Annotated in this window: 22 protein-coding genes, 2 tRNA genes, 1 other RNA gene and 1 pseudogene; 8 read left to right on the forward strand and 18 right to left on the reverse strand. The window is 60.4% G+C overall.

Annotated elements, in window-relative coordinates:
• The first annotated feature begins 20 nt into the window (after positions 1-20).
• A complete protein-coding gene (locus ADB02_RS02690; RefSeq protein ID WP_049189595.1) occupies positions 21-1,841 on the forward strand; it encodes a CYTH and CHAD domain-containing protein in 1,821 nt (606 codons plus the stop codon).
• Between the two features lie 12 nt (positions 1,842-1,853).
• Here the strand turns inward: ADB02_RS02690 and ADB02_RS02695 are convergent, their stop codons facing one another.
• Positions 1,854-2,057 (reverse strand): SPOR domain-containing protein, encoded by a 204-nt coding sequence (locus ADB02_RS02695; protein ID WP_016423068.1) that lies wholly within the window; start codon positions 2,055-2,057, stop codon positions 1,854-1,856.
• 263 nt (positions 2,058-2,320) lie between these two features.
• Here ADB02_RS02695 and ADB02_RS02700 point away from each other — a divergent pair, with 263 nt between their 5' ends.
• Positions 2,321-3,484, forward strand: coding sequence for a galactokinase family protein (locus ADB02_RS02700; RefSeq protein ID WP_049170173.1), 1,164 nt, complete (start codon positions 2,321-2,323; stop codon positions 3,482-3,484).
• 11 nt (positions 3,485-3,495) lie between these two features.
• Here the strand turns inward: ADB02_RS02700 and rnpB are convergent.
• From rnpB to cobC, 5 genes and pseudogenes are all read right to left on the reverse strand, one after another.
• Positions 3,496-3,960, reverse strand: an RNA gene (rnpB, locus tag ADB02_RS11100) — RNase P RNA component class A.
• Positions 3,961-4,019: 59 nt separating this feature from the next.
• Positions 4,020-4,685: pseudogene (locus ADB02_RS02705) on the reverse strand (histidine phosphatase family protein); the annotation flags it as partial.
• A 24-nt stretch (positions 4,686-4,709) separates the two neighbouring features.
• Entirely contained in the window at positions 4,710-5,453 is a 744-nt protein-coding gene (locus ADB02_RS02710) for a zinc ribbon domain-containing protein (RefSeq protein WP_049189597.1), read from the reverse strand.
• Positions 5,454-5,458: 5 nt separating this feature from the next.
• Positions 5,459-6,646 (reverse strand): Nif3-like dinuclear metal center hexameric protein, encoded by a 1,188-nt coding sequence (locus tag ADB02_RS02715; RefSeq protein WP_049189598.1) that lies wholly within the window; start codon positions 6,644-6,646, stop codon positions 5,459-5,461.
• Between the two features lie 69 nt (positions 6,647-6,715).
• On the reverse strand, positions 6,716-7,849 hold the full coding sequence (gene cobC, locus ADB02_RS02720; RefSeq protein ID WP_049189599.1) for an Rv2231c family pyridoxal phosphate-dependent protein CobC: 1,134 nt from the start codon (positions 7,847-7,849) through the stop codon (positions 6,716-6,718).
• A 35-nt stretch (positions 7,850-7,884) separates the two neighbouring features.
• Here cobC and ADB02_RS02725 point away from each other — a divergent pair, with 35 nt between their 5' ends.
• Both ADB02_RS02725 and ADB02_RS02730 read left to right on the forward strand, forming a co-directional pair.
• Positions 7,885-8,565 carry an HAD hydrolase-like protein gene (locus ADB02_RS02725; RefSeq protein WP_049170165.1) on the forward strand — a complete coding sequence of 227 codons (681 nt, stop codon included), beginning with the start codon at positions 7,885-7,887 and terminating at the stop codon, positions 8,563-8,565.
• Positions 8,566-8,633: 68 nt separating this feature from the next.
• On the forward strand, positions 8,634-9,137 hold the full coding sequence (locus ADB02_RS02730; RefSeq protein ID WP_369707166.1) for a low molecular weight protein-tyrosine-phosphatase: 504 nt from the start codon (positions 8,634-8,636) through the stop codon (positions 9,135-9,137).
• Here ADB02_RS02730 and ADB02_RS02735 read toward each other — a convergent pair.
• Complete coding sequence (locus ADB02_RS02735) at positions 9,134-9,715, reverse strand: GtrA family protein (RefSeq protein ID WP_042388795.1); 582 nt, start codon at positions 9,713-9,715, stop codon at positions 9,134-9,136. The genes ADB02_RS02730 and ADB02_RS02735 overlap by 4 nt on opposite strands.
• A 260-nt stretch (positions 9,716-9,975) precedes the next feature.
• On the opposite strand from ADB02_RS02735, the gene ADB02_RS02740 reads away from it, so the two are divergent.
• Entirely contained in the window at positions 9,976-10,962 is a 987-nt protein-coding gene (locus ADB02_RS02740) for an SURF1 family protein (protein WP_049189600.1), read from the forward strand.
• Here the strand turns inward: ADB02_RS02740 and ADB02_RS02745 are convergent.
• The 4 genes from ADB02_RS02745 to ADB02_RS02760 all read right to left on the reverse strand — a co-directional run bounded on the left by ADB02_RS02745 (position 10,959) and on the right by ADB02_RS02760 (position 13,202).
• Complete coding sequence (locus ADB02_RS02745) at positions 10,959-11,954, reverse strand: cobalamin biosynthesis protein (protein ID WP_370449428.1); 996 nt, start codon at positions 11,952-11,954, stop codon at positions 10,959-10,961. The two genes, ADB02_RS02740 and ADB02_RS02745, sit on opposite strands and share 4 nt — an antisense overlap.
• Positions 11,920-12,525: a hypothetical protein gene (locus ADB02_RS02750; RefSeq protein ID WP_126108112.1), complete on the reverse strand. Its 606-nt coding sequence runs from the start codon at positions 12,523-12,525 to the stop codon at positions 11,920-11,922. The genes ADB02_RS02745 and ADB02_RS02750 overlap by 35 nt, the downstream gene beginning before the upstream one ends.
• A gap of 71 nt (positions 12,526-12,596) precedes the next feature.
• A tRNA-Val gene (locus ADB02_RS02755) sits at positions 12,597-12,668 on the reverse strand.
• Between the two features lie 123 nt (positions 12,669-12,791).
• Positions 12,792-13,202: a DUF3052 domain-containing protein gene (locus ADB02_RS02760; protein WP_005511050.1), complete on the reverse strand. Its 411-nt coding sequence runs from the start codon at positions 13,200-13,202 to the stop codon at positions 12,792-12,794.
• A 276-nt stretch (positions 13,203-13,478) separates the two neighbouring features.
• On the opposite strand from ADB02_RS02760, the gene aceE reads away from it, so the two are divergent.
• Positions 13,479-16,235 carry a pyruvate dehydrogenase (acetyl-transferring), homodimeric type gene (gene aceE / locus ADB02_RS02765; RefSeq protein ID WP_049170155.1) on the forward strand — a complete coding sequence of 919 codons (2,757 nt, stop codon included), beginning with the start codon at positions 13,479-13,481 and terminating at the stop codon, positions 16,233-16,235.
• Positions 16,235-16,600 carry an acyl carrier protein gene (locus ADB02_RS11235; protein WP_049170153.1) on the forward strand — a complete coding sequence of 122 codons (366 nt, stop codon included), beginning with the start codon at positions 16,235-16,237 and terminating at the stop codon, positions 16,598-16,600. Before aceE ends, ADB02_RS11235 begins: the two co-directional genes overlap by 1 nt.
• Here ADB02_RS11235 and ADB02_RS02775 read toward each other — a convergent pair.
• The 4 genes from ADB02_RS02775 to ADB02_RS02790 all read right to left on the reverse strand — a co-directional run bounded on the left by ADB02_RS02775 (position 16,576) and on the right by ADB02_RS02790 (position 21,675).
• Entirely contained in the window at positions 16,576-17,199 is a 624-nt protein-coding gene (locus ADB02_RS02775) for a DUF3145 family protein (protein WP_049170151.1), read from the reverse strand. The genes ADB02_RS11235 and ADB02_RS02775 overlap by 25 nt on opposite strands.
• A gap of 267 nt (positions 17,200-17,466) precedes the next feature.
• Positions 17,467-18,321, reverse strand: a complete 855-nt coding sequence (locus ADB02_RS02780; protein ID WP_049189602.1) for a serine hydrolase domain-containing protein — start codon at positions 18,319-18,321, stop codon at positions 17,467-17,469.
• 10 nt (positions 18,322-18,331) lie between these two features.
• On the reverse strand, positions 18,332-19,714 hold the full coding sequence (locus tag ADB02_RS02785; RefSeq protein ID WP_016423084.1) for a dicarboxylate/amino acid:cation symporter: 1,383 nt from the start codon (positions 19,712-19,714) through the stop codon (positions 18,332-18,334).
• 317 nt (positions 19,715-20,031) lie between these two features.
• Positions 20,032-21,675, reverse strand: a complete 1,644-nt coding sequence (locus tag ADB02_RS02790; protein WP_080969555.1) for a DHA2 family efflux MFS transporter permease subunit — start codon at positions 21,673-21,675, stop codon at positions 20,032-20,034.
• A 281-nt stretch (positions 21,676-21,956) separates the two neighbouring features.
• Between ADB02_RS02790 and ADB02_RS02795 the strand changes: the two genes are divergently transcribed.
• A tRNA-Ile gene (locus ADB02_RS02795) sits at positions 21,957-22,030 on the forward strand.
• Between the two features lie 304 nt (positions 22,031-22,334).
• On the opposite strand, the gene ADB02_RS02800 is transcribed toward ADB02_RS02795, so the two are convergent.
• From ADB02_RS02800 to ADB02_RS02810, 3 genes are all read right to left on the reverse strand, one after another.
• Complete coding sequence (locus ADB02_RS02800) at positions 22,335-24,029, reverse strand: ABC transporter ATP-binding protein (RefSeq protein WP_049189604.1); 1,695 nt, start codon at positions 24,027-24,029, stop codon at positions 22,335-22,337.
• Positions 24,026-25,714 carry an ABC transporter ATP-binding protein gene (locus ADB02_RS02805; RefSeq protein ID WP_160310019.1) on the reverse strand — a complete coding sequence of 563 codons (1,689 nt, stop codon included), beginning with the start codon at positions 25,712-25,714 and terminating at the stop codon, positions 24,026-24,028. Before ADB02_RS02805 ends, ADB02_RS02800 begins: the two co-directional genes overlap by 4 nt.
• A 497-nt stretch (positions 25,715-26,211) precedes the next feature.
• Positions 26,212-26,778: a thymidine kinase gene (locus ADB02_RS02810; protein ID WP_048732776.1), complete on the reverse strand. Its 567-nt coding sequence runs from the start codon at positions 26,776-26,778 to the stop codon at positions 26,212-26,214.
• Positions 26,779-26,790: the final 12 nt, after the last annotated feature.

Below are 26,790 nucleotides of genomic sequence, written 5' to 3' on the forward strand. Positions count from 1 at the left end.
CGGGGGTAGGATTAGTGGTTATGGCATCTAAGTCTGGTTCTAAGTCCAAAACTCCAACTGCGGCGTTGGAGGTGGAATCTAAGTTCTCAGCTACCCCAGAAGTGGTAGCCCCATCGTTCGATTTCGTTCCACAGGTTGGCTCCACCACCACTGAGGTGCGAAATCTCTCCGCGATTTACCTGGACACGGCGGACCTGCGTCTGACCCGGTCCAAGCACACTCTGCGTCGCCGCACGGGCGGCCCCGATGAGGGGTGGCATCTGAAGGCGCCGGGTACCGGCGGTCGCCTCGAATATGGCGTTGGCCTGGAAGAGGGCTCTGTTAACGGTGAAGGCCGCGATGCTGACTACATCGTGCCTACCGAGTTGCTTGCCCCCGTGCGCGCAATTGTGCGCAATCACCCGCTGCAACCAATCGCGCAGGTAGACAATGAGCGCCACGTCACCACGGTGTTTGCCCTCGATGGCACGCCCATGGCGGAGTTTGCGGATGATCACGTCACGGCGACTTCCTTCCTCGATGGCGGCGAAACCACTACTTGGCGTGAGTGGGAGATTGAGCTGCTCGGGGATTGGGCAAATCACCCGGACGGTAAGGCCGTAATGGCAGCGATGTCCAAGGTCGCTGAGGTGGCTGGCGCCGTGCCGTCGGAAAGCCCTTCGAAGTTGGCGACGGCGTTGGGTGACTCCATCGACTCCGCTCCCCTGCCGCCGGTTCCAGCGAAGCTGCCGAAGGGTACTCCGGGGCGCACTGTGGTCGATGCGCTGGCCGCTAACGTGGCCAAGATGGTCGAGTACGACCCGAAGGTACGCCGCGATGAGTTTGACTCGGTGCATCAGATGCGCGTCGCCACTCGTGAGCTGCGCAGTCATATGCAGACCTTCCACGGCATTGTTGTGGGCGATAAGGTCGCTGAACTGGAGGGCAACCTCAAGCAGCTGGCGGGTGTTCTCGGCGTGGCTCGTGACGCTGAGGTCGTCGCTATGCGCTGGGAGGAGCTGCTGGCCAATCGCGAAAGCGCCGCTTTGGGCGAGGAGCTGCGTGCGAATCTCGTCGAGGATGTCCAGAAGGACTACGACCGCGCTCATCAGCGCGTCATTTTCGCACTCAATTCAAGCGAGTACCTGCAACTTCTCGACGATCTCGATGAGTTCCTCGCCAATCCGCCAATTGCCGCAAATGCGGACGAGGCCGAGGCTGGGGAAAAGAAGTCTAAGAAGAAGGACGAATCGCTTGTCGACGGCGCGGAGAACGCAGACTCCGAGGATACGTCGGCAGCTGGTTCCGAGGTCGCGGCTGAGGCTGATACTGCCGCCGATGCAGCAGCTTCCACGACCTCAGACAAGGCCGAGCCGGAGAAGGTAGCGGCACCGAAGGAACTCGACACCACTGCGGTGCTGCTTGATCACCTGCGCAGCGCGTTTTCGAAGTTCCGTCGTCGCCACAACCTGGTACTCGATGGCCGCGAGGATGCTGACCTGCCAGAGGCAGATTTGGACGAGCGTTACCACGATGTCCGCAAGGCTGCGAAGAAGCTCCGCTACAGCGCGGAAGCTGCTCAGAACGCGGACCTGCCGACCGAGAAGCTCTACGCTGCTTGCAAGAACCTGCAGTCGGTTCTCGGTGACTTCCAGGACACCTGTACTGCGCGCGACTTCGTGCTGGCTCGCGCTAAGCGTGCCTCCCGTGCGGGCAGGGACACCTTCGGCTACGGCGTGCTTTACCAGATGGAGTACTACGACGGCCTGAAGGCCCTGGCTGAGTACGACGATGCCGTGGCAAAGGTTTTCAAGGCCTTCCGCAAGATGGAGAAGAAGATTAAGAAGGGCAAGAAGGCCTAAAGGCGTAGAGCCTTATTTTTCAGCTACTCCCCAGTCGTCATCTTCTTCATCCCAGTCGTCGGCCGCCTTGTTGCGCTCGGCGACTTTTTCCATGGCAGCGCGGGCTTCCTCTTCGGAATCGTAGGGGCCCATTCGGTCGTCCCAACCGGTTTTCTTTCCCTGAAACACCGTGCCCGTCGACGGCTGGTAGTACCACTTACTGCTGTTGTCGCTCACGATTTTTCTCCTCTTCCACATCGAGAACTTGTCGAGTTATCAAGCGGTTCTGTCACCGCCAACTCCACACATAAGCAAACTTGCAGAGAGGCAACCATTTGCCTGCCATGTGCGCTGCGGCGACATAAAATCCCAGTATATAGGTTTGTCACTGTCCCCCGACCCGGGTATTATCGACGGAATTGTTCACCTTAGAACACAAGCGTTGAACGCGAACACTGCACACCAGCACTATGAGTCCGATCTCTGGAGAGGTTTCACCCATGCCCGCCGCACCCGCTGTCGTAAACGACGTCTTCGATGCCGTCGGTTCTAATGCTTCAGTTGCATACGCCCCGGGTTCCATCAACCTGTTGGGTGAGGACTGCGCGTCCTCCGGCGGCATGCTCCTAGCCACCGCCATTCCGGCCTATGCTGCGGTCGGCATCGAGGAAATTGACGAGCAGCAGCTCGTTGTCGTGTACAAGCGCGAAACTACCAAGATGGATTTCCCGGATAGCGTCCCCGCCGCTTTTTCTCAGGTGCCGACCGCTGTCGCGGCTGCCATTGTCGCATTGCAACACTCGCTGCATCTCGTTCCGCGCAACAGCAACGGCCTGAAGGTCACCATTGCCTCCACCATCGCGCCAGGTCGCGGTTTTGGAGAGATTCCGGCAATTCAGTGTGCTCTCGCGCTGGCTCTCAATGCGCGTTTTGGCGACCGCGATGATGTGCCCACCCGCACGCGTATTGCCACCGCTATCCACGAGACCATGGTGCAGATTAAGGGACAGTCGTGGCCGCTGTACCCCTACACCACGGCGCTGCGCAGCCGCCCGGACAGCCTACTGTGCATCAACCACTCCGATGAGGCAGTCACGCAGACGGCGTTCCCGCAGTCGTTGGCGCTGACTGTCGCTTACTCCCCCGATGTCACCGGCGGTTCGCCCGACGAGGAGCGCTACGAGTTCTTCCAGCAAGCCTGCGCCGCTTTTGGCGTGCCGACTCTCGCTAGCCTCCCCGACTCACAAGAGCGGGTCGCGGACTGGGTGCGTGCTCGTCACGAGGTGCACCCGGACGACGAAGACATCCCGACCATCGGCCGTGCCATTCAGTGGCTTGACGAAGCCGACGCATCCTCCGACCGTGCCCGCGCAGTCATCGGCCACATCCGTCACAGCGATATTCAAGCAGCCATCGCAGGGGTTTCGCGCGATGTCAGTGAGCGTGGCTCCGCGCCGTCGGCAAGCTCTGTGCTGGGGCAGATTGCCGAGCTGACCGACACCATTGACTGCGAGAAGATTGCCCGTTGTGCGCCATGCCCGGGTGCGTCGCTGGTGATGTGGTCCCACGTCGACGACGCCGATCGGATTGCCTCCGCGCTTAACGACGGCGGTTCCGAGACCATCCGTGTGGAGAACACTGCAGCCGGCGCGGTGGTCGAGTAATAGAGCTTGTGTGAACGAGTCGGCCTATGAGCCGGATTCTGTCCCTCGGCGCTCCTTTCGGAAAGCGCCGGGTGGCGATCATCCATCTCGGTCTGCCATTGCTGACAGCCTGAAGCAGCACACCCGCGAGTATCGGACGGGCAGCCCTCAAACACTCGCGCACGCGCACGACGAAGCATGCGCGATTTTGCCTTGCTCCTGGTGGGGTTTACCTAGCCGGTGCAATCACTTGCCCCGCTGGTGCGCTCTTACCGCACCTTTTCACCCTCACCGGATCTCCACAGCTTTACGTCAAAGACATCGGCTGTGCGCCCGGCGGTCTATTTTCTGTGGCACTATTCCCGCAGGTCACCCTGGGTTGCTGTTAGCAACCACCATGCCCAGTGGAGTCCGGACTTTCCTCGACAGCGGCCTGGACACACTCTGTAAAAGAGGCGTCCGGTTCCGTTAACTGCCGCGATCACCCGGCCGGCTCGCTCGAATGGTTAGTGTACCCGCCACAACCGCAATTCAAATAACCCGCCGTGCTCGGCTGCTAACCACGCAGGTAGCTGGTGTCGTTAATCAGCCGCACCGATGTCGGCCCATCTGCGTAAAACTCCGCGATGGAGAGGCTGGCCAGGTCCAAGTGCAGGCGAGTGAAGATTTCAAAGCCGCAGCCGAGCCCCTGGCGCAGCAGCGACTTGATTGGCGTGACATGGCTGACTACCAGCACATCCGAGGCACCGAATTGTTGAGCGATGCGCTCACGCGCGGCGCTCACTCGGCTATCGACGGTAGGGAAATCCTCCCCCTCCGGTGGCGCCACGGCCGGATCCGCAAGCCAGGAACTGTGCAGCTCAGGGGTGGCGTTGTGAGCCTCGGAGAAAGTCATGCCCTCCCACTGCCCAAAGTCGGTCTCGCGCAGATCCTCTTCAACGTGGATGTCCAGCCCGAGCGCTTTGGCTGCCGCCTCTGCTGTCTGCTGTGCACGACGCTGTGGAGAGGCCACAATCGCCGAGAAACTCATGTTGCCGCTATCGACCAGCGCCGCCAGGTGACGTGCTGCCGCTTTCGCTTGCTGTCTGCCCACCTCTGTCAGGTCGGGGTTCGAACGGCTTCCCGAGTACTCCCGGCGAATCGACATTGGCGACTGCCCATGGCGCAGCAGCACCAACCGCGTGGGATCCGTAGTCGCCCCCGTCCAGCCCGGCGCGCTATCGCGCTTGTCTGCAGCCTGGCTCATCTACTTGCCTTTCACCGCTCCCAGCGTTTCCGCACGCACAATCATCGCGCCGCATTCAGGACAGAACGTCACTTCTTCCGGCGCGAGCGTGGTGAATTCATGCACGGTTCCGACATCGAGCTCCATGAAGCAGGATCCGCAGGTGCGTCCGTTCAGGCGTGCAACGGGGATGCCGTTAGCAAGCGCTAGACGACGGTAAAGCTTGGCTGCCGAACCATCAATAAGCTTGTCAGCCTCTTCGATTCGGGTCTCAGCGATGGAAATGCGCGCAATGAGGTCAACCTCGGCGTCGTTAAGCCTTTGCTTGGCAGCGACGATGTCATCGTGCGCCTCATCGGCGTCGTATTCGTGCTCAGCGTCGACCTGATAGGCCTCCTGCATGCGCTCATACTGCTGGAGTTCCTGTTCAGCGCGTTCGCGGCGCCGCTTGGTGGAGCGCAGGTCGTGTTCGAGGTCACGGCGCGTGGATGCGTCTTCTGCGGCACCGAGCGACAGACGGTCTGCCTTTTCGCGGGCCTTCAGCTTGTTGATGTCCGATTCCAGCTTGGCAATATCGCGGCCGATATCGGAGGCGCTGAGCTTGGAGCGCGCTGCCTCACTGGCCTGACGGCTGTGCTTTTTGCGCAGCTCCTGCAACTCGGCACGCTCGGGCAGAACGTTCTGGCGGGCGGTGAGCCCATCCAACAGAGTTTGGTTTTCCGCCTTTTCCAACATCGCAACTTGGATTTGTGGACTAAGCCTCATGGTCTTCACTTCCTTGCCTGTGTCGACGATTCTGCCACTGTCCAGGGATCGGTGCGCACCTCAAGGACCTCGGTCGCGACCCCGAGCCTCTCGGCCAGCATGTCTGCGGCCTGGTAGCACCAGGGGAACTCGCTGGCCCAGTGAGCCGTGTCCACCACGCAGAAGTCCGCGGTCCGCAGTGTCTCATCGACAGGATGATGCCGCAGGTCAGAGGTAACGAACGCATCGACGCCCATCTTTGCCACAGTGTCCAGGAAAGAGTCACCTGAACCAGATGCGACGGCAACCGTGCGAATCATCCGCTCCGGATCGCCTGCGCCACGCACGCCCCATGCCGTTGCGGGCAGGCGCTCAGCCACACGGGCGACGAAGTCCTTAAATGGCATCGGCGTATCCAGCGTGCCCACTCGCCCAATGCCCACAGCCTGCTGCGGATCCAAGCCGGTAGCCTGATTGTCCACGATGTCGAAGGCAGGCTCCTCATACGTATGCGCCGCAACGAGAGCCTTGACAATCGCCGCGCGCACGGACCGTGGCGCGACCATCTCCAGGCGTACTTCCTCGACATACTCAATCTGCCCCTCGGCACCGATGAAGGGATTCGCCCCGCTCAGCGGGCGGAACTGGCCGCGGCCGTTAATGCGAAACGCACAGCTGTCGTAGTCGCCGATAGTGCCCGCGCCCGCCTCAAACATGGCTTGCGCGACCTTATCGACGTGATCTGCCGGAACCTTCACTGTCCAGGTATCCAAGCCGGGAGCCGGCTGCGGAGCTAGCGGCGCACCCGGTTCAACTCCGAGCACCGTGGCCAACTGGTCGTTGACACCCGGTCGGGCGCTGTCAGCGTTGGTGTGCGCTGCAAAAAGAGCTACACCTGCCCGAATCAGCTTATGAATAATCCGACCCTTCGGTGTATCCGCCGCCACGGAATTCACACCACGCAGAAGCAGCGGATGGTGCACAACGAGCATCTGAGCACCGGAGGCAATCGCGCGATCTGCAACCTCGTCAGTGCAGTCCAGCGCCAACGCGATGCGACGCACCTCATCCTGCGGGTCACCGCAGATCAGGCCAACTTTATCCCAGTTCTCCGCCAGTGCCGGCGGGTAGGCCGCGTCCATCGCCGCACGCACGTCGGCAACGGTCACCACTGCGTTATTGCCCTCGGCACGGGTCTGCGCAGAGTCCGTCATACATCCATCCCTTCAACATGCATTTCTCTCCAGCTTCTCTTCCAGCGTAGTGAACTCTGCCCCGCCCCATCAGTTCTGCGACAGCAAATCCGCTACTTCCGCAATAAGCCGCCGCACACTCGTCTCGTCCCGCACAGCCAGCCGCCACCACGAACCGTCCAAACCGGCGAAGGTGTCGCAACGCCGCACGGCTACTCCGCGCGCAGCGAGCCGCTGTCTCAGGCGCTCGTGCTTGACGACGTCAACCTCCGCAGCGCCCGGACCATCATGCGTGCTCAGGGCAACCCCCGGGCGTGCCAGCACAAAGGGAGCCTTGGAATCCAACACCTGCCAGCCGGCGGCTACTAACAGCTGTGTCATAGCCTCGCGCTGCTGACCAATCTCAGCGCGGATTTGTGGCAACAGCTCTGCCTCGCGACGCGCGATTGCCGCCATAGCGGTAAGTTGCAGCGTGCCCAGTGGCCAGTGCGGACGCAGTCGCCCCAACTGCGCCAGGAGCTCAGGGGTTCCCAGCGCGTAACCACAGCGCAGGCCTGCGATTGCCCAGGTCTTAGTCATGCTGCGGAAAACGATGACATTATCGGGGATACTGTTCGCTTCCCCCGGCCTGCAATCAGCTAGCGAGCACCGCCGAATAATCTCACCATCGGCGATGTCCATAAATGCCTCATCCACGACCAAGATCCCACAACGGCTGGCGAGCCCCCGCAGGTCATCCGCTGAATGAGCAACACCGGTGGGGTTAGTCGGATTGCCGATGATGACCATCCGACCGTCAAGCTGCTGGGAATGCGGGGAGGAGGCGTTCTCGTGGACGTCGGCAAGCGTAGGCGTGAGCGTGTACGGCGACGGTAGTACCAGCGAATCCACCCCGACTCCCGCGGCGCGGAACGCGGCTTCAGGTTCGGTGAACTGCGGCTGGACGATGGTGGCGGGCAAGCCCAGGTGCGGCAAGAGCGAAAAGCCCTCGGCGACGCCGTGAAGAAGCAGAACCTCGTCGGCGCTGCGATTGTGATTGGCGGCGATGGCGGCGCGGACGTCGGCATCGAGCTGCGCAGACGGATACGCGGCAAGTTCTCCAAGGGACGTGGCAAGCGAGTCCTGCAGCCACTGCGGTGTGGTGCCGTGAACATTGACGGCAAAGTCCAGGTCAGCGCCATGGGCGGCCTGATCGCCGTGATAGCGCAGCGGGTCGTTTAACATGCCATCCAGCCTAATGACCTTTTAGGATGAACAATATGTCCACTGGCCATCGCCCCACTGTCCTTATTGATGTCGACGGCACCATCGCCGATTCTCTCCCCGCAATCGCACATGGGTTCCGCCTTGCATTGAAGGCAATTGACCACCCACTTCCGCCCGAGAGCTTTATCAACACGATCCCCGGCCCGCCAATGGTGGAGACACTCGCATCCCTCGGACTTTCCGACGAACAAGTCGACCGAGCCTTCGCTGTGTACATGGAGCATCAACACGCCGGTGCTTGGCAGCGTGCCGAGATGTTCCCCGGCTGGCCGGAGCTCCTGCGCGATTGGCGGGCAGCTGGTGTCCAACTAGCCACTGCGACGTCCAAGGGCGACTACTTCGCCCGCAAGACCCTGGACAATTTCGGGCTTCTCGACGCCTTTGACTTCATCGGCGCCGCCAGCGACGACGGCTCACGACAGACTAAGACTGAGGTCATTGAGTACACGCTCAAGGAGTTGGGCATTGAAACCGATGAAGCAGTGCGTCCGCACGGTTCGGTCGTAATGGTTGGCGATCGCATCCATGATTTTGAGGGCGCCGCACAGTTCGGCATCCCCGCCATCGCTGTTAAATGGGGCTACGGCTCGGAATCTGAGTGGGCATCGGCAGCGGCGGTGGCGTCCTCGCCTGAGGACCTGAATCGTGTTGTGCGGGAAATGTTGTATCTTTAAGACTCGTCAACGATTAGTGACAATCCTATTTTTATTTTCCGAGAAGTTTGGTTTTGCCTATTATGCTTATGAACTCGTCGCATCGTACTGAGTCCGTGTACGTCGTGTTTGTCTGCTCCGGAAATATCTGCCGCTCCCCCATGGCTGAAATCATCGTCCGTGACGCGGTTGAAGCCAATGCGCTTGCCGACGATGTCCTGCTCGCCTCCTGCGGAATCGGCGGCTGGCATGTCGGAGAACCCGCCGACGAGCGAGCACAAGCCGAGCTGGAAAATGCTGGCTACGATCCGAACCACACCGCGGCACAGCTGGGCGATGAGCACATGGATGCAACGCTTTTCATCGCCATGGATGAATCGCACATCAATGGTCTACTCCACGCTGGCGTGCCAAAAGAGAAGATTCGCCTGATGCGCTCCTTCGACCCGGCATCCCCGAAGGGGGCCGTCGTGGCCGATCCTTACTACGGAGGTCCGGAGGGATTCGTCCGCACTCGAAACGAAATTGAGGCCGCGACGCCGGGAATCATCGCATGGTTGCGTGAGACTCTGGCGCTGGCCTCTGAGCGCTAAGGTTTCAAAACAACCTTTTCTTTTGTTTTGCTGGCATTGCCCCGGTTTCGAAACGCCCAAATCTTATTCAAGATGAAGTTAGCGGGCGTGCCCAAAATAACGCCGATAAGGTTTGCCCAGTAGAGGCGGTTTCTAAAGCCGGTGGAGTCGTCGAAAATATCCACCGGCAGTGCCAGCGGCGAGGTGGGGTTAGTCAGCAGCGTGATGACTACCAGGTTCACAATCAGCGCTGAGATACCTGCAAATAAAAATGGGAAGAACTGCCTAAACCAGTTCGGGCGATTGTCAGTTCGGAAAGTCCAGGACCGGTTGAGCTGGAAGTTCCAGATGTTAGCCACGACAAACGCCAGAGTTGCATAGACGTGGGAGTAACGGATATTCCACCGCGTTCCGAACAAGTTCATAAACACGTCGTGCTCATTGGTGCCCAGACTGAGACCCAACTTGCGGGCAATAATCACGACAATCAGGTTGACAACCACACCTGTGCCGCCGACCAGACCGAACTTGATGAACTGGCGCGAGACTGTGCTGAAGCGGCGTGAAGGCGAAGATTTCGCTGTTTGCGTGCCCACCACGACACCTCTCTTTCCATCTATCCCGGGTAGATTCCCCGTCAAATACGCTCAAACAACTTTACCCGAAGTTCACTCAATCTCCGCGCAGGTGAATCGTTGTGAAAGCGAGATTTCCCTCACGGCAATCAGCCTTTTCCTCCCCCTCATCGCCTCATCAGCACTGTGCTCATTTGGTATGCACTTTTAAAACAGGTGCCACTGCCCACCCGCCGCAACAGTGCCATCCGCTCTAGTGCCAGCCACAGCACCGGGTAAGCTCAATGAATGTGTTTAAGAATGTGCGCCAGTTTCTGACCCCTGGATGGGTTCTCACTGCGATTGTCGCCATTGCGTTTTCCTATCTCGCATTTACTGTTCTGGCTCCGTGGCAGTTGGGTAAGAACACCGCGACGCAGCATCGCAATCAGCAGCTTGAGCACTCATTCGAGCTCGACCCCGTAGATGTCAATGAGCTAATGCCCAAGGGCAAAGGCTTCGTCGAGGGCAACGAATGGCGTCGCGTTACCGCCACCGGGTCCTTCCTGCCGGATACCCGCGTACTATTGCGTAACCGCCCAGTAAATGGCGCACCCGCTGTCCAGGTACTCGATGTCTTCGTCGCTAACAATGGCGAAAACTACCTGGTCAACCGTGGCTTTGTACGCCCTACAGACTCCAGCACCCCCAATGTTGAGCCAGCCCCGAAGGGCACCTTGACTATCTCGGCCTTTACCCGCCGAAACGAGATTCCCGCCGAGACCGCTCCAATCGCCGGCACCCCGCCGCAGGTCTACGGAATCAATACCAAGGAAGTGTCCGAGCTAGTCGACACCGAACTCAACCCCGATTGGCTTCAGCTCTCGGACAAATCCGATGCCGTCATCGAGGCCATTCCGCTGCCCACTCTGGAGTCCGGCCCCTACCTCTCCTACGGCATTCAATGGATTTTCTTCGGCGCTCTCGTGCCGCTTGCCGTCGTCTGGTTCATTCGCGCTGAAATCGTCGAGCGCAGACGAGACCGCGCGGAGCAGGAGGAGATGGCCAAGAACCTCCGCGACGCCGAAGCCGCGGAACCAGTAGATGACGCTGATGCCACCGAGGCCGCAACACCCGAATCGGACGACGACGCCACTCCGACGCCTCCGCCGGCTAAGTCCGACGAGGATCGCGCCGCCGAGCTGCACCGTCAGCGCATGGCGCAACGCTACGGCAACACTGGCCACCGCGCCGCAGGTTATCGCGATAACCGATACGACGAGCGTTTCTAACTCTCAGCTCGCGCTTTCACGCGTCGGATACATCCGGCAATTACTGCTGCTCCGGCGCAGCTGAGCGCAACAATGTTTTGCACTCGCTTGCTCAGCCCTGCGGCACGCCGCACATCGGCCACCGCAGGCCTCCGACCACTGCCAAGCACCGGGCGCATCTCCACTCCGCTGGGATACACCGTCGCGCCGCCCAGCTGCAGCCCCAGCGCGCCTGCAGCGCTTGCCTCCACGACGCCCGCGTTTGGACTTGGGTGGTTGCCGGCGTCTCGTCGCCACGCTACCAATGCTTGACGACGGTCCGGACCTGCAACCACAGTTGCGACAGCTGTAAGTCTCGCGGGGAAGAACCCGGCGACGTCGTCAAGCCGTGCACTGGCCCACCCGAACTGTCGATAGCGAGCGTTGCGGTACCCCACCATCGCGTCGAGGGTATTAGCCGCTCGATGAGCGACCACACCAGGAGCGCCTGCAATGGCACCCCACATGAGAGTGCCGGTGACTGCGTCGGAGGTATTTTCAGCGAGCGATTCGACGGTCGCTCGGGCGATGCCATCAGCGTCGAGAGCTTCCGGATCACGCGAACACAACCACGGCACAAGTTCGCGGGCGGCATCGATGTCGCCGGAGGTGAGTCGGTCAGTCATGCGCTCGCCAGTACGGCGGAGAGTGGTGCCGCCGAGCGAAGCCCACGTGGCGGCAGCCAGCGTGAGACTCGGTGCGACTGTGCTGACTGCGGCGGTAAGCGCTACCGGTGTGGCCACGGCGATTGCGGTGAACGCCACTCCGCGCGCTTTGGAGTCGGCGTAGATTCGGCGCTCAAGTTTGCTGACGGCCTGCCCGTAGAGGGCCACCGGATGGTGATTGGTGGGGTCTGCGAAAATGCGGTCAAGTGCATACCCCACTGCGATAGCCGCACCACGCCGCCAGAGGTGTCGACTTCTGGCATGTGTACGCAATCTAATCAAACTGTCCCTGCAGAACGGCTGCGACATCGAGCGGAGTGACATGCGCTGCCGGATGGCGGTGCTGCGATGCAGCCATCAAGGTGTAATCACAAGTGTGCCGGATACCGAGCAAGTGCCCAAACTCGTGGGCAAGAGTGCTGCGAATTGCATCGGGATAGAGAGTGGAAGTAACGAAAACCGTCATCTCCTTACTAATTTCCGATGCAGAAGCTAAGACTCGCGAGTCCGGCCTTGGCACATAGCGAACGTTCACAGTATCCGAATCAGCCTTGTCCTTGGTCACTTCCCGAAGCACTACCTTGCCACCGAGCTTTTCATTCCACTCTTGAGTAGCAGCATCTAGCTGTGCGCGGTACGGAAAATCCGGGGCAACAACGTAATCCAAAGTGCCGTCGGCAATGTAGGAAGGCATCTGATCCGAGAGATGGAGAATCGACGGATTATCCACCGGCTCTCCCGCATCTGCAGCCTTGACCATTGCTTTACAGGTGGCCGAATCGATTATCGGTTTACCATCCCCGCCGATTGCGTAGGCGGGAGCGCCCGCGAGCAGAGATCCGACAAAAACAATGGTGGCAAGCGATTTTGTAAAACGCACAGACCGGAAGTTTAGCACAAACAAAATCCGCCCGGATTCTCCATTACAAGAATCCGGGCGGATTATGTCTGTGCGGCGAGAGGGTTTCGAACCCCCGACCGCTGGTGTGTAAAACCAGAGCTCTACCGCTGAGCTATCGCCGCGCTGCTGCGAAACTCTAACACACGGCAAACATAGATTGCCAATTGCGCACTACAAACAGCGTTTATGTAGATTGTTTCAACAGCTCAGCTAGTAGCCGATTCAAACGAGACAGCTAAAGCCGGCTAACTAGAGCGCTGCACCAGGCAATTGCCCTGCCAATCCCCCAGCCGGAGCGCCGAGGTGTTGGAGAAACCTGCCAGCTGTGCGGACTCGTCAATCACGCCAGGATCAATGGCACCCGGCTGACCAGCGCCCGGCGTGAGTAGCCAAACGCGACCTTCATCCTCCAAAGGGCGGGAAGCATCCACAAGACCATCGACCAAGTCGCCGTCTTCTTCACGCCACCACAGCAATACGACGTCGACAACTTCATCCGTGTCTTCGTCGAGCAGGTCTGCATCCAGGAAATTCTCGACCGACTCACTGATTGCTGAGTCACAGTCTGTATCCCAGCCAACCTCCTGGACTAGCTGACCTTCCTTGATGCCGAGCCTGCTCGCATATTCATGAGCAGCGCCTGTGGCGTTGACCACTTCCCTTTTCCTCCTCTAGAAAAACTATTCAGCTCGATTTTTCGAACTATGTGCAGGAATTTTACCGCTCAAATACATTTTTCACAGCTGCAAAATAAGAATTTCCCCAAAAAGGTGCAGTTTTCGCAGTGTTCTTCGCAATGCTCGTCGTAAAGCCAAGCGGATTATTCAGTGAAAGCGTGTGTAAGAAACGGCTGGGGGCACAACAAACGATTCAGAAGTAGAGTGGAGAAAAATAACCTTTGCCTTTCCTTCAGGGACTGAAAGGAGCTCACAATGTCCGATACATCGTCAGGTACGCCACAAGCCCACTCTGATGAGTCAAATTTTGCCCTTATCCGTGATGGGGTCGCCTCCTATCTCACGGATGCAGATCCTGAAGAGACCAAGGAGTGGCTTGAGTCTCTCGACGGCCTGCTGGAAGAGGCAGGTCCGGAACGCGCACGCTTCCTCATGCTGCGGCTGCTGGAACGTGCCACGGCAAAGCGCGTGGCCCTACCGCCGCTGACCTCGACAGACCTCGTCAACACCATCCCGACTGAGATGGAGCCAGAATTCCCAGGCGATGAGGACATTGAGCGCCGCTACCGCAAGTGGATCCGCTGGAATGCGGCAATTATGGTCCATCGCGCACAGCGTCCAGGTATCGGCGTGGGCGGACATATCTCCACCTATGCGGGTGCCGCACCGCTTTACGAGGTCGGCTTTAACCACTTCTTCCGCGGCAAGGACCACCCAGGCGGCGGTGACCACGTCTTCTTCCAGGGCCACGCTTCGCCGGGCATGTACGCCCGTGCATTCCTAGAGGGGCGCCTGACCGAAGAGGACCTCGACGGTTTCCGTCAGGAAGTCTCCCTCGGTGAGGGCAATGGCCTTCCCTCCTACCCGCACCCGCATGGCATGCCGGAGTTCTGGGAGTTCCCGACGGTGTCTATGGGGCTGGGACCAATTAACGCTATCTACCAGGCCCGTTTTAACCGCTATCTCCACGACCGCGGCATCAAGGACACTTCCCAGCAGCACGTTTGGGCCTTCCTCGGTGACGGCGAAATGGACGAGCCGGAATCCCGTGGTGCCATTCAGCATGCGGCGCTGAACAACCTGGACAACCTGACATTCGTCATTAACTGCAACCTGCAACGTCTCGACGGTCCGGTGCGCGGTAACACCAGCATCATCCAAGAGTTGGAGTCGTTCTTCCGCGGCGCTGGTTGGAATGTCATCAAGGTCGTTTGGGGCCGCGAATGGGACGAGCTCTTCGCCAAGGACAAGGACGGCGCACTAGTCGACCTGATGAATAAGTTCTGCGATGGCGATTACCAGACGCTGAAGGCTAACAACGGCGCTTGGGTGCGAGAGCACTTCTTCGGCCGTGACCCGCGCACTGCCAAGCTGGTCGAGGACATGACCGACGAGGAGATTTGGAACCTCCGTCGCGGTGGCCACGACTACCGCAAGATTTACGCTGCCTACAAGAAGGCCTTGGAGACCAAGGATCAGCCGACTGTCATCCTGGCGCACACGGTTAAGGGCTATGGCCTTGGCCACAACTTCGAGGGCCGCAACGCGACCCACCAGATGAAGAAGCTAGCACTCGACGACCTGAAGCTTTTCCGCGATAACCAGCGCATTCCAATCTCCGACGAGGAGCTGGAGAAGGATCCCTACCTGCCGCCGTACTACAACCCGGGCCCGGAGTCCGAGGAAGTGCAGTACATGCTGGAGCGGCGTAAGGAGCTCGGCGGTTTCGTGCCGGAGCGCCGCACTAGCTACGAGCCTCTGACAGTGCCAAAGCCTGAGAGCCTGAAGAACCTGCTCAAGGGATCAGGTAAGCAGAAGGTTGCCACCACTATGGCGACGGTGCGTGTTTTCAGGGACCTGATGCGCGATAAAGAACTCAAGGACCGCTTCGTGCCCATCATCCCTGATGAGGCCCGTACTTTCGGCATGGACTCCTGGTTCCCGACGCTGAAGATTTACAACCCGCACGGCCAGAATTACACTCCGGTCGACCATGAGCTGATGCTGTCCTACAAGGAAGCGAAGGACGGCCAGATTCTGCACGAGGGCATCTCCGAGGCGGGCTCTGTGGGCTCGTTTACCGCTGTCGGCTCAGCGTACGCCACCCATGGCGTGGCCATGATTCCGCTCTACATCTTCTACTCGATGTTCGGTTTCCAGCGCACGGCTGACTCCATTTGGGCCGCTGGTGACCAGATGTCCCGTGGCTTCCTGCTCGGCGCTACAGCTGGTCGCACGACGCTGACCGGTGAAGGCCTGCAGCACATGGACGGTCACTCCCAGCTGCTGGCGGCTACGAACCCGTCTGTGGTCTCCTACGACCCGGCGTTTGCCTACGAGATTGCCTACATCGTCTGCGACGGTATCGACCGCATGTACGGGCCAGAGCGCGGCGAAGATATCATCTACTACCTGACTATCTACAATGAGCCGACTTCGCAGCCGGCCGTCCCGGAAGACCTCGATGTCGAGGGGCTGCTTGGCGGTATCTACCGCTTCCGCAAGGCTGAGGGCGACAAGCATGTCAACCTGCTGGCTTCCGGCATTGGCATGCAGGAGGCGCTGCGCGCCGCGGACATCCTGGAAGACTACGGCGTGGCTTCCTCGATTTACTCGGTGACATCGTGGAATGAGCTGGCCCGCGATGGGCACGAGCGTGACACTGAGCGTCTACACAACCCGACTGAAGAGGTCGACGACGCCTTCGTTACCCGCCAGCTGTCCGACACCGATGGGCCGTTCATCGCAGTGACCGACTTCCAGCGTGCGGTCCCGGAGCAGATTCGCAAGTGGGTTCCGGGTGACTACACCGTCCTCGGCACCGACGGCTACGGCTTCTCGGATACCCGTCCGGCCGCTCGCCGCTACTTCAACTCCGACGGCGAGTCAGTCGCTGTTGCGGCCCTGTCCGCGCTGGCACGCGCTGGCAAGCTCGACATGGATGTCGCCCAGGAAGCCGCTGAAGAGCTGCAGATTACCGACCCAACTGCAACCATCCAGGACGCTGAATAATGACCTCAAGCCTTGGAGATCAGCTCAGCGCCCTACTGGGCACACAGGTCACCGGCGCCGGTGACGCTGGCGATGCCTCACCTAATGCAGCGAACGGGGGCCCGAAGAAGAGTTCCGCCGACGCTGACCTGCCCGCAGGTCTTCACGGCGAGGTCGCGGCAATCGTCAAAAAGATGGCTAACGACGAGGTGGAGTCCTTAGAGCTCTCCACCCCGCTGACCGACTACGGTTTTGACCGCCTAAGCGTCGTAGAGTTGGCCGTCCGTTGCGAAGAAGAGCTGGGAGCCCGCGTTGAGGACGAGGACATTTCCTCGTTTAAGACCCTCGGCGATGTAGTTGACTACATCGCCGCCCGGCGCGGGTAGAGCTGCAGCACGTTAGCTGCCTCTACCCCACCAAGGTCTGCGTTGCCAGCGGTCGAGTTGCCGCTGGCACTGTCGGTCCCGGCAGGGGTGGACGTCGTAAAGCAGTCTTCGGGGGCGTAGCCTGCCGTCATCATGCGCATCGGCTCTAACACGCGGTCCCACGGCCCACCGATGGCCGCGTCGAGGGCACCTTTGATATCGCCGCCGCGCGCCATGATGGAACGCAGTGCGTCTTCGTTGACCACGATGTTTCCGGCGGCATCGGTCTGTCCGGCGAAAGTCCCCAGCTGCGGGGTATGGCAGTAGCGCATACCGTCGATGGCGTAGCCGTCATCATCCACGGCTGGGTCTTGCGCCAGCTCGAAATAGAGGCGCGGCCACCTAGCCAGGTTGTCCACCAGTGTGGCGATGGTGTCAGCACTTGCAGTGAAAGGCACCTCGGCGCACAAAGTGGCATCCTGGTCGGTCGCACGCCAAATATCCCGGCCTGGCTTAGTGCCATCGGGCATGCTGAGTCGGGCCAGCGCCCACGTGATGTGTGGTTGCAGCGGCCCTGGCATGCTGTGAATCCACAGAACGCCTGAAAGTTGGGTGCGCATAGACGAAGGTCCTCGGAAAAGTTGCGGTCAATTGGTGTAAGACGAGATTCGTCTTCCCCTACGAACTCATCCAACGACACTTGCCACACTGCAGAAAAAGCACTGCGGTAAAACAACACTTCTGAGGTTTACGTTGCACGTGTTTATGATTGTTATTTCCGAGACGGCTGCTGGCAACCCTCAAGTTGTCCTTAATCCCCCAGATGTGATTTAACGCTGAGACGAAAAATCGGCGCCGCAAGCGACGCCGGCTTACTCCACATCCCCTTAATCCTCAGCGTGTTCTTCCAGCTCACTCCAGAGTTCGTCGTTGAAGTCGGCCCATAGAGGCTTTGCCCACTCGCCGAAATCTCGGTCGGTCAGCGCGATTGCCGCCCGTCCGGTTGGACGATGCAGCCACAGGAATGTGCCCGCTTGCCCAAAATGGCCTGCGACATCCTTGGGCATCGAGGCACCAAACCACAGCCCCTGCTTGGAATCGGGGTGCCCGAAGATTTCAAAGCCCAGGCCCCAATCGGCCGGACGTTGCATACCATAGCCAGGCACAACACCATTCAGCCCCGGGAACTGCACCGTCAACGCCTCAGTCACGGTATCGGGATGCAGAAGAGTCGGGGCGAGAATCTCATCGACGAAGGCCATGAGATTAGCGACGCTGCTACGCGCGCCATGCCCTGCCGATCCATCCAGCACGGAATCTGACATCCCCAGCGGCTCAAACACGGCCTGGCGCAGGTATTCACTAAACGGCATGTCTGCCTCCGCAGCGATGGCATCGGCGATGATTTCAAAGCCCGCGGAGGAGTAAATGCGCCGCTCCCCTGGTTCTTTTTCCAGCTCACGGCTGGCAAACCTCACCCCGCCGGCGTGCGCCAGAAGGTGACGCACAGTCGCGCCGTGACCGGGTGGCGTGAGCTCTTGGTCGAGCTCCACCGCGCCCTCCTCGACGGCCACAAGCATGCCCACAGCGGCCAGTAACTTGGTCACGCTAGCGAGCTCAAAAACGCGACCGCTATCACCGTGGGTATGCCAACTGCCATCGTCGGCACGCACGGCAGCCGCGACCGTGTCAACTGGCCACTGATCAACTTGCGCAAGAACAGAGGGCTTCCAAGAAGTCATGTCCTCAAGACTACGCAAGCGTGGCGGACTCGGATTTTTCGGCGGACTCGGACTTCTCAGCAGGCGCGTCTGCAGACTCGTCGTCCGACTCGTCGGCTGGCGACAGGTCGGCGTTGGCGCTGGCGTCCCACTCGTCCTTGTCCCAGATTCCCGCACGCTTTGCGACGACCAACGGGACCACAGCCTGACCGGTGACGTTCACCGCAGTGCGGCCCATATCCACGATCGGCTCGACAGCCAGCAGGAGACCGACGCCGGCGAGTGGCAGGCCAAGGGTCGACAGAGTCAGGGTCAGCATGACAGTAGCGCCGGTGGTGCCAGCAGTTGCTGCCGAACCGATGACGGAGACGAAGATGATGAGCAGGTAGTCCGTGAAGTCCAACGGCACACCGTAGAACTGCGAGACGAAGATAGCCGCGATAGCCGGGTAAATGGCGGCGCAACCATCCATCTTCGTGGTGGCGCCCAGCGGCACGGCGAAGGAGGCGTACTCATCCGGTACTGCCAGACGACGGGAGACAACGCGCTCAGTGACCGGCATGACGCCCATAGACGAACGGGTGAAGAAGCCGAGCGAGGTCACTGGCCAGACGCGACGGAAGAAGTCGATTGGGCTAATGCCATGAATCTTCAGCACAACTGGGTACACAACTGCGATGACCAGGAACAGACCAATGTAGATGGCAATGGCGAACTTGCCCAGGCTGCCGAGTGCTTCCCAGCCATACTCAGCGACGGCGTGGCCGATGAGGGCTGCGGTACCAATCGGTGCCAGACGTATGACCCACCACAGGACCTTCTGCACGATGGTCAAAAGAGAGCCGGAAAACTCGATGAATGGCTCAGCCTTCGGGCCAACCTTCACCGCGGCGACACCGAAGACAATCGCGATGACCAGCAGCTGCAGGACGTTGAAGTTCAGCGATCCAGATACAGCACCGTCAGATTCGCTGATCTTCACGCCAAGGCCGAGGAAGTTCTGCGGGACAATGCTCTGCAGGAATCCCCACCAGGAGCCCACGGAACTCGGCTCTTGCGCTGCCGAGGCATCCACACCAGAGTTAACGCCCGGTTTGATGACCAAGCCCAGCACGATGGCGATGACCACCGATACAAAGGACGTAATGGCAAACCAAATCAGTGTCGAAACAGCCAGCTTGGCTGCGCCTGCGACCTGGCGCAGGTTGGCAATCGACACCACGACCGCGGTGACCACCAGCGGCGGGATGAGCAGCTTCAACAGCGTGACGTAGGTACTGCCGACCTCGTCGAGCGCTGTGCGCAGCGAGGAGTCATCGCCAGTACTGCGGGCCATGAAGCCCAAAATGAGACCAATAATCAGGCCATAGACAACTTGGGCACCGAAGCCGGTCGCCCATTTAAATTTATTCACTTTTCCTCCTGGAGTTTTATTTCTCTGAAAACACTTGTGCCGCGCCTTATGCCGTCTGACAAATGCGCGCGACGGGATCCGAGGCCGCTGAGCTCAGCCTCGAAGAGACAGGCGCAGCGAGGCGGAAGCCCCGAAGTGTTTAGCGACAGGAGGAAGTGGAGATTCGGCCGTAATCGAGCCAACGCCGCTTTGTGAGCATTTTCATGTTGGTCATTTCTATCTAGCAAGTCCGGTCAAGAGACAAACGATAAGACTGCCACGATTGATGTTGTGACACCAATTTCCAACACGGCCCCTCACCCGAATATTCCACATCGCTAATTCGATTTCTCAGCCTGCCTGCGCAACTGCAGTACCTTCAGCGAGCAGAGGAAGCCAATAGTCAACGCGCCGACAGCGGAATACAGCGCAAACTGCGTGGCATGTGCAAACGCATTTGTCAGCGGCACCAACACACCGTCGGGAGCACCCTGCGCACGCAGACCAATCAGCATCGAGCCGGCGGAATCCTTCAGCCCCTGCCCCATCTGCTCCAGGCCCGGCGACAGCTTCGCGATCTCACGATCCAGCCCAATCGTCAGCGCCATACCACCGAGCGCAGCACCGAGCGCCGAACCAATCTGCCGAATCGTCGACTGCGTTGCCGATGCCTGCCCCGACAGCCGCACCGGAATATCACCAAGCACCAACGAGGTCAGCTGCGCCGATGCCAGACCAAGACCCAGACCGTAGACAATCAATGCAAACACAACCAGCCACAGCGGCAGGTCAACGCGCTCTTCGGCCGCCAACTGCAGCGAACCAAAGACCTCGAGACCAAGGCCCACAATCACCACACCGGCCGGGGTAATCCGAGCTGCCAGATGACGCGCCATGGCACCTGCGAAGAACGCACCGAGAGCCATTGCTGCCAGGACCAGGCCGGTTGCGATCGTCGATAAGCCAATCGCCGACACCAGGTAGAGCGGCAGCACGAAGACCAGCGCGAACTCACCCACCGCGACAAGCATCGCCGTGGTATTCCCCCAGCTGAACGTGGCGTAGGAGAACATCGACACGTCCAACAGCGCAGGATCCGCGTTCTTCCGACGACCGTTTTCCCACAGCACGAAAGCGACAAGCACCACCGCACCAACCAAGAGCGTGACGACGGGTGCGGAGGGAAAAGCAAACCCTATCTTGGCGCCCTGAATGATGCCGAAGACCACGGCGCCAAAGCCGATTCCAGACAGCACCAGCCCAAGGACATCGAAGCCACCCGCGCCATTGGTATCGCCTGCGGTGTTCGGCACCCAGCGCAGCGCAAGGACGAAAAGCACGACGGCGATAGGCACGTTGACCCAGAAGATAGCTTCCCAACCAGCAAACTGCGTAAGCACGCCACCCAGGAGTGGGCCGACTGCTGCAGCACCAGACATGACCGCACCCCAGATGCCGAATGCGGTGGCACGATCTTTATCACGGAATAGTGCGTTCACGCTGGACAGTGTTGATGGCAGAATGCACGCGCCACCAATGCCTTGGATGACGCGGGCAATGACCAGTGGCGCCAAGGCTGTGGAAAGTGCGGCCACGACGGAGCCGACCGTGAAGATGACCAGACCGACGAGAAAAAGCGTTCGACGGCCGAAGCGGTCGCCAGCGCGGCCAGAGGTCAGGAGTAGTGCGGCGAAAACGACGGAGTAGATTGTGGTGATCCACTGCGCGCCCACGATGTCGAGACTCAGCTCCGAAATGATGGTCGGCAATGAAACACCGACGATGGTGCCGTCCAGGACGATCATGCCGAGGCCAACCGCGAGCACGAGCAACCCCCACCATCGCTGTGGTGAGGCCGCGAACTCAGCGATCTGATCCTCGTTGGCGATTGCCATGACGGGGGTGCCCTTCGCTTTCGCTGTGGCACCGGCTTGTGCGTCGGCTGAGACGTCGGCGCTGCTCAAGGGAGGTTTTGTACTCATAGGATTAATGCTAGAAGTGTCCAAGCACTGATTCATCAACCGAAAGTCGTAACTTTGCGGGGGCTTTGGTTCGTTGAGGATGGGGAGGCAGCTTGCTTCATCCCGCCCGGGAGATGAGGTCATTGAGAACGAGGGACAGATTCATTGGGCCTGTGTAACTGCTCCCAGAGTCGCTGGCTATAGGGCTTTTATCACCGCACGGTGGCAGATTGCTATGATGCTATGAGGTTTTGGGCATTGGTTCATAGTGCTTAATTACCACTTCACAGTGCCAAATCCTTGCCCCTATAGCTCAGTCGGTTAGAGCAGAGGACTCATAATCCTTTTGTCGCAGGTTCGAGCCCTGCTGGGGGCACGATGTGAAGTCTCGCAGCATTCTTGACAGTGTGCTGTGGGACGTTTCCGCTTCCCAGCGCCGATTTTGGGGGCTGCTGTCTCGCAACCTGCTTGCCAAGATGTCTCATGACATTGTTGACACTTTTAGGCGGTGGGGTTACTCCGGCAGGTGGGTGGTGAGCGGCGTGGGGCGAAGTGCTCTATGTTGGTTTTCTTTTGGTAGTTGGCCGTTGGGTCGATGATGTGTCGAGCCCTGGAAGACCGCTCGGTCCCCCATTGCGGGCGTTCGGCACGCCTGACTTGGGTTACCGAGTTAGCTATCACTATCGAGCCCACAGCCGGGCATAGGCCGGCGACGAATCTAGCAAATCCTCATGCGTCCCCGCTGCGGCCACGCGCCCGCCGTCCAACATAACGACCTGATCGGCAGCCGCCAACGTGTGCTCCTGATGCGCGATTACTAGCACTGTCGCCAATCCGCTGAGTTCGCGCAGTGCCTCCTGCACAGCCACGGCGGCGGACGCGTCGAGCGATGAGGTCGCCTCATCCAGCAGTAACACAGGCGCTCGCTTCAACACAGCGCGGGCCACTGACACACGCTGCCGCTCGCCGCCCGAGAGCAGTCTGCCACCTTCACCGACGCGGGTCGCCCACCCTTGTGGCAAGCGATCGACGATCTCGTCGACCCGAGCTATTTTCGCGGCGGCGTTCACCTCGGCGTCCGTGGCTTCTGGACGACCGAGCAACACGTTCGCGCGCAGGGTGTCGTCAAGGAGATAGACGTCCTGGAACACCAACGACGTTGCCCCGAGGACATCGGCACTGGCCATGTCGCGAACATCCACGCCGTCGAGCCGCACGGCCCCTGCGTCCACGTCATGGAAGCGGGCGATCAAGCGAGTGAGCGTGGTCTTGCCCGACCCGGATGGCCCGACGATGGCAGTAACTGATCCCGGCGCAACAGTCAGATTGAGATCATCAAACACCATCGCGTCTCCGTAGCCGAAGCGCACTGCGTCAATCGCAATCTCCGGCGGATGCGTCGGTGCTGGGACTGGCTGCTCGGGTTCCGGTAGCCCCGGCTCGTCTAGCAAATTGACCACCTGGTCGAGTTCACGATCCATGCGGCGCAGCGCCGTGCCGAGTTCAGAAAGTGTGCGGAGGGGGCCCATTACCTGGGTGACGATCAGGATAAGACCGATCATCACGAGCGGGTCCACACCGCCGAGACTGCGCCATACGGCCACGGTGACCACAGCGCCAAAGACCGTCTGTACCACGACACTCTGGACAATCATCGATGCGGCGGAGGCCAGCTGGGCCGACATACCGAGGCGACGTTGTCGGTCAAGTGAAGATGCCAGGGGTGCATAGCCAGAACCTGCCACTCGCGCCCCGCGCAGCGCCGTCTGGTGCTTGGCCAGGTCGAGCAGCGCGGCATCCGTGCGGTGTTCCGCGGTGGTGAGTCGGGCGTCGGCCCGGGCACTCCAGGAGCGAGCCAGCACAGTCGAGGCGTACACGAGCGGGACCCCGACGGCGAGCGAGAGTCCCAGCCGCCAGTCAAGGAAGAAGGTCACGAGCACTAGAGTCAACGGAGTCGCCACGTAACCGATGAGCGGAGCAAGCACGTCGCCGATCGCGGTGGCGACGAACATTGTGCCGCGGACCGAGAGCCGTGAGGCGTTGGCTGCGGACCCGCCATCGAACCACCCCATCGGCAGACGCATGAGCTGCCGCGCCAGTTGGCGATGCATCGACGACATCAGAGACATGGTCAAATCGACGCTCCCGCGCGTGACCCACACCGTGAGTAGGGCATGGACGCCGGCGCAAACCACCATTGCGATCAACCACCAGAGCGTCGAGCTGAAAGTCTCCTGGGCCAGGTGGGCCAGTACTGGGACCAGACATGCCAGTGACAGTCCCTGTGCGACTCCGGCCGCCACAGCCACTGCTGTGAATCGCTGGAGTGTTGAGCGTCCTTCTTGTCCAGCGATCCGTTCAATCTGCGTGATCATCGAGCACCTCCCGTGACGGCGGCCTGGTTGCGCCATAGCGCGGCGTACTGCCCATCGGCGGCGAGCAGGGATTCGTGTTCGCCTTGTTCGACGATTCGCCCTTGGTCGAGGACGACGATCTGGTCTGCGTGGGTGATCGTGCCAAGGCGGTGGGCGATCATGATGACCGTGCGTCCCCGGGTCAGTTCGGCGAGGGCCTGCCCGATCGCGGCCTCATTCTCGGGGTCGATCGCGGAGGTGGCCTCGTCGAGTATGAGCACGTGAGGGTCGGCGAGGATGGCCCGCGCGATGGCCACGCGCTGGGTCTCACCGCCGGAGAGCCGAGCGTCTTCTCCGACAACGCTGCCGTATCCGCGGGGTAGTTCGCGGATCCGCGCGTCGATCGCCGCTAGGGAGGCGGCGTGCTGGATGTCCTCGTCGGTCGCGCCCGGACGCCCGAGCGCGATGTTGTCGCGGATGCTCATGGAAGGCAGGCTCGGGCTTTGCAGCAGGATGCCGACGTGTTGATGGAGCACGTGCGGGTCGATGTCGCGCACGTCGACGTTGCCGATCCGGATCGCACCGGCGTCAACGTCACGGAAGCGGGCGATGAGAGATGCGAGGGTCGATTTGCCCGAGCCAGAGGCCCCGACCAACGCGGTGACCGATCCTTCTCGTGCGGTGAGCGACACCCCATGCAGCACCGGCTCATCTGGCGCGTACCCGAAGGTCACGTTCTCGATCGAGACATCGGTCCCGGCGGGCTCGAGGGGATGTTCAGCCACGAGGAGTTCGGGCTCGTCGAGAAGGGTGATGAGTCGTCCGGCGGCTTCTAGCCCGTCGTTGATGTGTTGTTGCCCGGCCCCGACCGTGAGCAGCGTGGCGGGCAGCGACAGAGCGATCATGGTGACCACGACGACGTCGGCGACATCGCTCCACCCGGCGGCGACCATGGCAGCACCGGGAACGACGACAGTCAGCGCGACGACCGGCAACCCCAGGGCCGTGAGAGCGATGGCGTGGGCACGCATCTGGGGTGTGACAAGCGTGCGGAACTCCGAGGTGAAGTCGTCTGACGCCCTGGTGAAGCGCGCCGAGCCAGTCTCCTCAGCCCCGAACACGCGCAGCACTGCGATCCCATCGACGAACTCGATTACCGCGGCGGAGACCTCGGAGAGCGACTCGGCAATCCGGGCCATGACAGAGCGCATGTCTCCGGGCGCGAGCACGGAGAACAGGACCATGTAGGCCACCGGACTGATCACGCAGCACAGCCCGAGTCGCCAGTCGATGGTCAGTGCGACGATGACGCCGACCACCGGTGTCAGAACCGCCGCGGTGATCTCGACCAGCGCGTGGGCGACAAGGTGGTGGAGGCTCGCGACATCGTCTTGGATTATGCGGCGGACGCGTCCGGAGGAGCTCTGATCGAACCATCCCAGTGGGAGTCGGCTCAGCTTGTCGGCCAGTTGCACGCGCAACTCGGCCTGTAGCCGCAGGTCGACCAGATGGGTGATGAGCAGCGCCAGCGACCCCAGGGCGAGTGCGCCACCGAGTCCACCGATGAACCACCATACTGCTGGCCACACCTTGTCAGTGCCTAGGAGTAGTTCATTGACGATCCGGACCAACGCCAGCAGTGGAATGGCACTGGCCAAGCTCCCGAGCACCTGCAGCAAAAGGGCGACGGCGATGGGGGCGGACACCGGGCGGAGAATGCGCCAGGCGGGTTTCCCCGTGTTCGCACTATCCTCCGTCGGCTGACTTGTCGGCCCCTTGGGCGCCGTGGTGGGTTCGTCAGTCGCGTCCGACACTGCGTTACCTCCTCAGTAGACAACCACTCTTGTTTTATATAAGGCTATCCTAACCTAACTAGTAACGCGTCTGTAAGTACGTCGGTGATTCCGAGGCACCCACAGCCATGAGCGGTGGACAGCCGGTACCGCCGAGGACATCGCGGTGTGACTGAAGAAGCTCAGGTGTCCGTAGAGGTCAAGCCCCGTGTAGGCGCTTTGTGTTTAGAGCACGTATTTGACGACACCATGGTGAGTTTCGAGTAACACCCGAAGCGTTCGGTCTTTGGGCAGGGTTGGAGGTTAAGGGGGCTAGTTCATCGACTGCCGGGGCTATTCCCTTTTTGTCCCTTTTCCTCTTCGCCCGTTTTCTTGTCCCACTCCTAGCTCCCGGGACTACCCTAGGCAGCTCACGCCCACTTCCCCGACATCCGGTTGTAGCAGCTGGCGCATAGGGAGATGTACTTCGGCGCTTCGAGTGCCTCAATTTCCACGGTTTCGCCGTCGAGGATAATGCTGCCGTCCGGATTCAACCGTGCAGTAAAGATGGCCTTCTGCCCACAGGTGCAAATTGTCTTGATTTCCTCAATGGTGTGGGCAACTTCGAGCAAGCGCTGGGAGCCTGGGAAGGCATGCGTGCGAAAGTCGGTACGCAGACCGTAGCAGAGCACCGGAGTACCGCGAAGGGTAATTCCCAGCAACTGATCGACCTGGTCAGGGGTAAGAAACTGTGCCTCATCGATAATCAGGCAATCGTAGCCGTCGGCAAGCGAGGAAAGGTCATCGCCATCGTGGATGAGGTGCGCGCGTTCCGCGATTCCGATGCGGGAGTGCACATCACCGTCAGCCAAAGTATCCACGGCCGGCTTGGCGATCAACGGTCGCATGTCGCGCTCGCGGTAGTTGTGGGCGACGCGGAGGACCTCGATGGATTTTCCGCTGTTCATGGTTCCGTAGCGGAAGTACAGTTTTGCCATAGCCATCGATTG

The organism is Corynebacterium sp. 212_CJEI (assembly GCF_001055915.1).
Taxonomy (GTDB): Bacteria; Actinomycetota; Actinomycetes; order Mycobacteriales; family Mycobacteriaceae; genus Corynebacterium; species Corynebacterium jeikeium_D.

Bases quoted from the DNA above. Each gene is read 5' to 3' on its own strand.
- ADB02_RS02780 (WP_049189602.1), bottom strand. From the start codon at position 18,321: ATGACTTCTTGGAAGCCCTCTGTTCTTGCGCAAGTTGATCAGTGGCCA.
- ADB02_RS02745 (WP_370449428.1), bottom strand. From the start codon at position 11,954: ATGTCGCAGCCGTTCTGCAGGGACAGTTTGATTAGATTGCGTACACAT.
- ADB02_RS02725 (WP_049170165.1), top strand. From the start codon at position 7,885: ATGTCCACTGGCCATCGCCCCACTGTCCTTATTGATGTCGACGGCACC.
- aceE (WP_049170155.1), top strand. From the start codon at position 13,479: ATGTCCGATACATCGTCAGGTACGCCACAAGCCCACTCTGATGAGTCA.
- ADB02_RS02800 (WP_049189604.1), bottom strand. From the start codon at position 24,029: ATGATCACGCAGATTGAACGGATCGCTGGACAAGAAGGACGCTCAACA.
- ADB02_RS02690 (WP_049189595.1), top strand. From the start codon at position 21: ATGGCATCTAAGTCTGGTTCTAAGTCCAAAACTCCAACTGCGGCGTTG.
- ADB02_RS11235 (WP_049170153.1), top strand. From the start codon at position 16,235: ATGACCTCAAGCCTTGGAGATCAGCTCAGCGCCCTACTGGGCACACAG.
- ADB02_RS02775 (WP_049170151.1), bottom strand. From the start codon at position 17,199: ATGCGCACCCAACTTTCAGGCGTTCTGTGGATTCACAGCATGCCAGGG.
- ADB02_RS02790 (WP_080969555.1), bottom strand. From the start codon at position 21,675: ATGAGTACAAAACCTCCCTTGAGCAGCGCCGACGTCTCAGCCGACGCA.
- ADB02_RS02700 (WP_049170173.1), top strand. From the start codon at position 2,321: ATGCCCGCCGCACCCGCTGTCGTAAACGACGTCTTCGATGCCGTCGGT.
- ADB02_RS02810 (WP_048732776.1), bottom strand. From the start codon at position 26,778: ATGGCAAAACTGTACTTCCGCTACGGAACCATGAACAGCGGAAAATCC.
- cobC (WP_049189599.1), bottom strand. From the start codon at position 7,849: ATGTTAAACGACCCGCTGCGCTATCACGGCGATCAGGCCGCCCATGGC.
- ADB02_RS02730 (WP_369707166.1), top strand. From the start codon at position 8,634: ATGAACTCGTCGCATCGTACTGAGTCCGTGTACGTCGTGTTTGTCTGC.
- ADB02_RS02740 (WP_049189600.1), top strand. From the start codon at position 9,976: ATGAATGTGTTTAAGAATGTGCGCCAGTTTCTGACCCCTGGATGGGTT.
- ADB02_RS02715 (WP_049189598.1), bottom strand. From the start codon at position 6,646: ATGACGGACTCTGCGCAGACCCGTGCCGAGGGCAATAACGCAGTGGTG.
- ADB02_RS02710 (WP_049189597.1), bottom strand. From the start codon at position 5,453: ATGAGGCTTAGTCCACAAATCCAAGTTGCGATGTTGGAAAAGGCGGAA.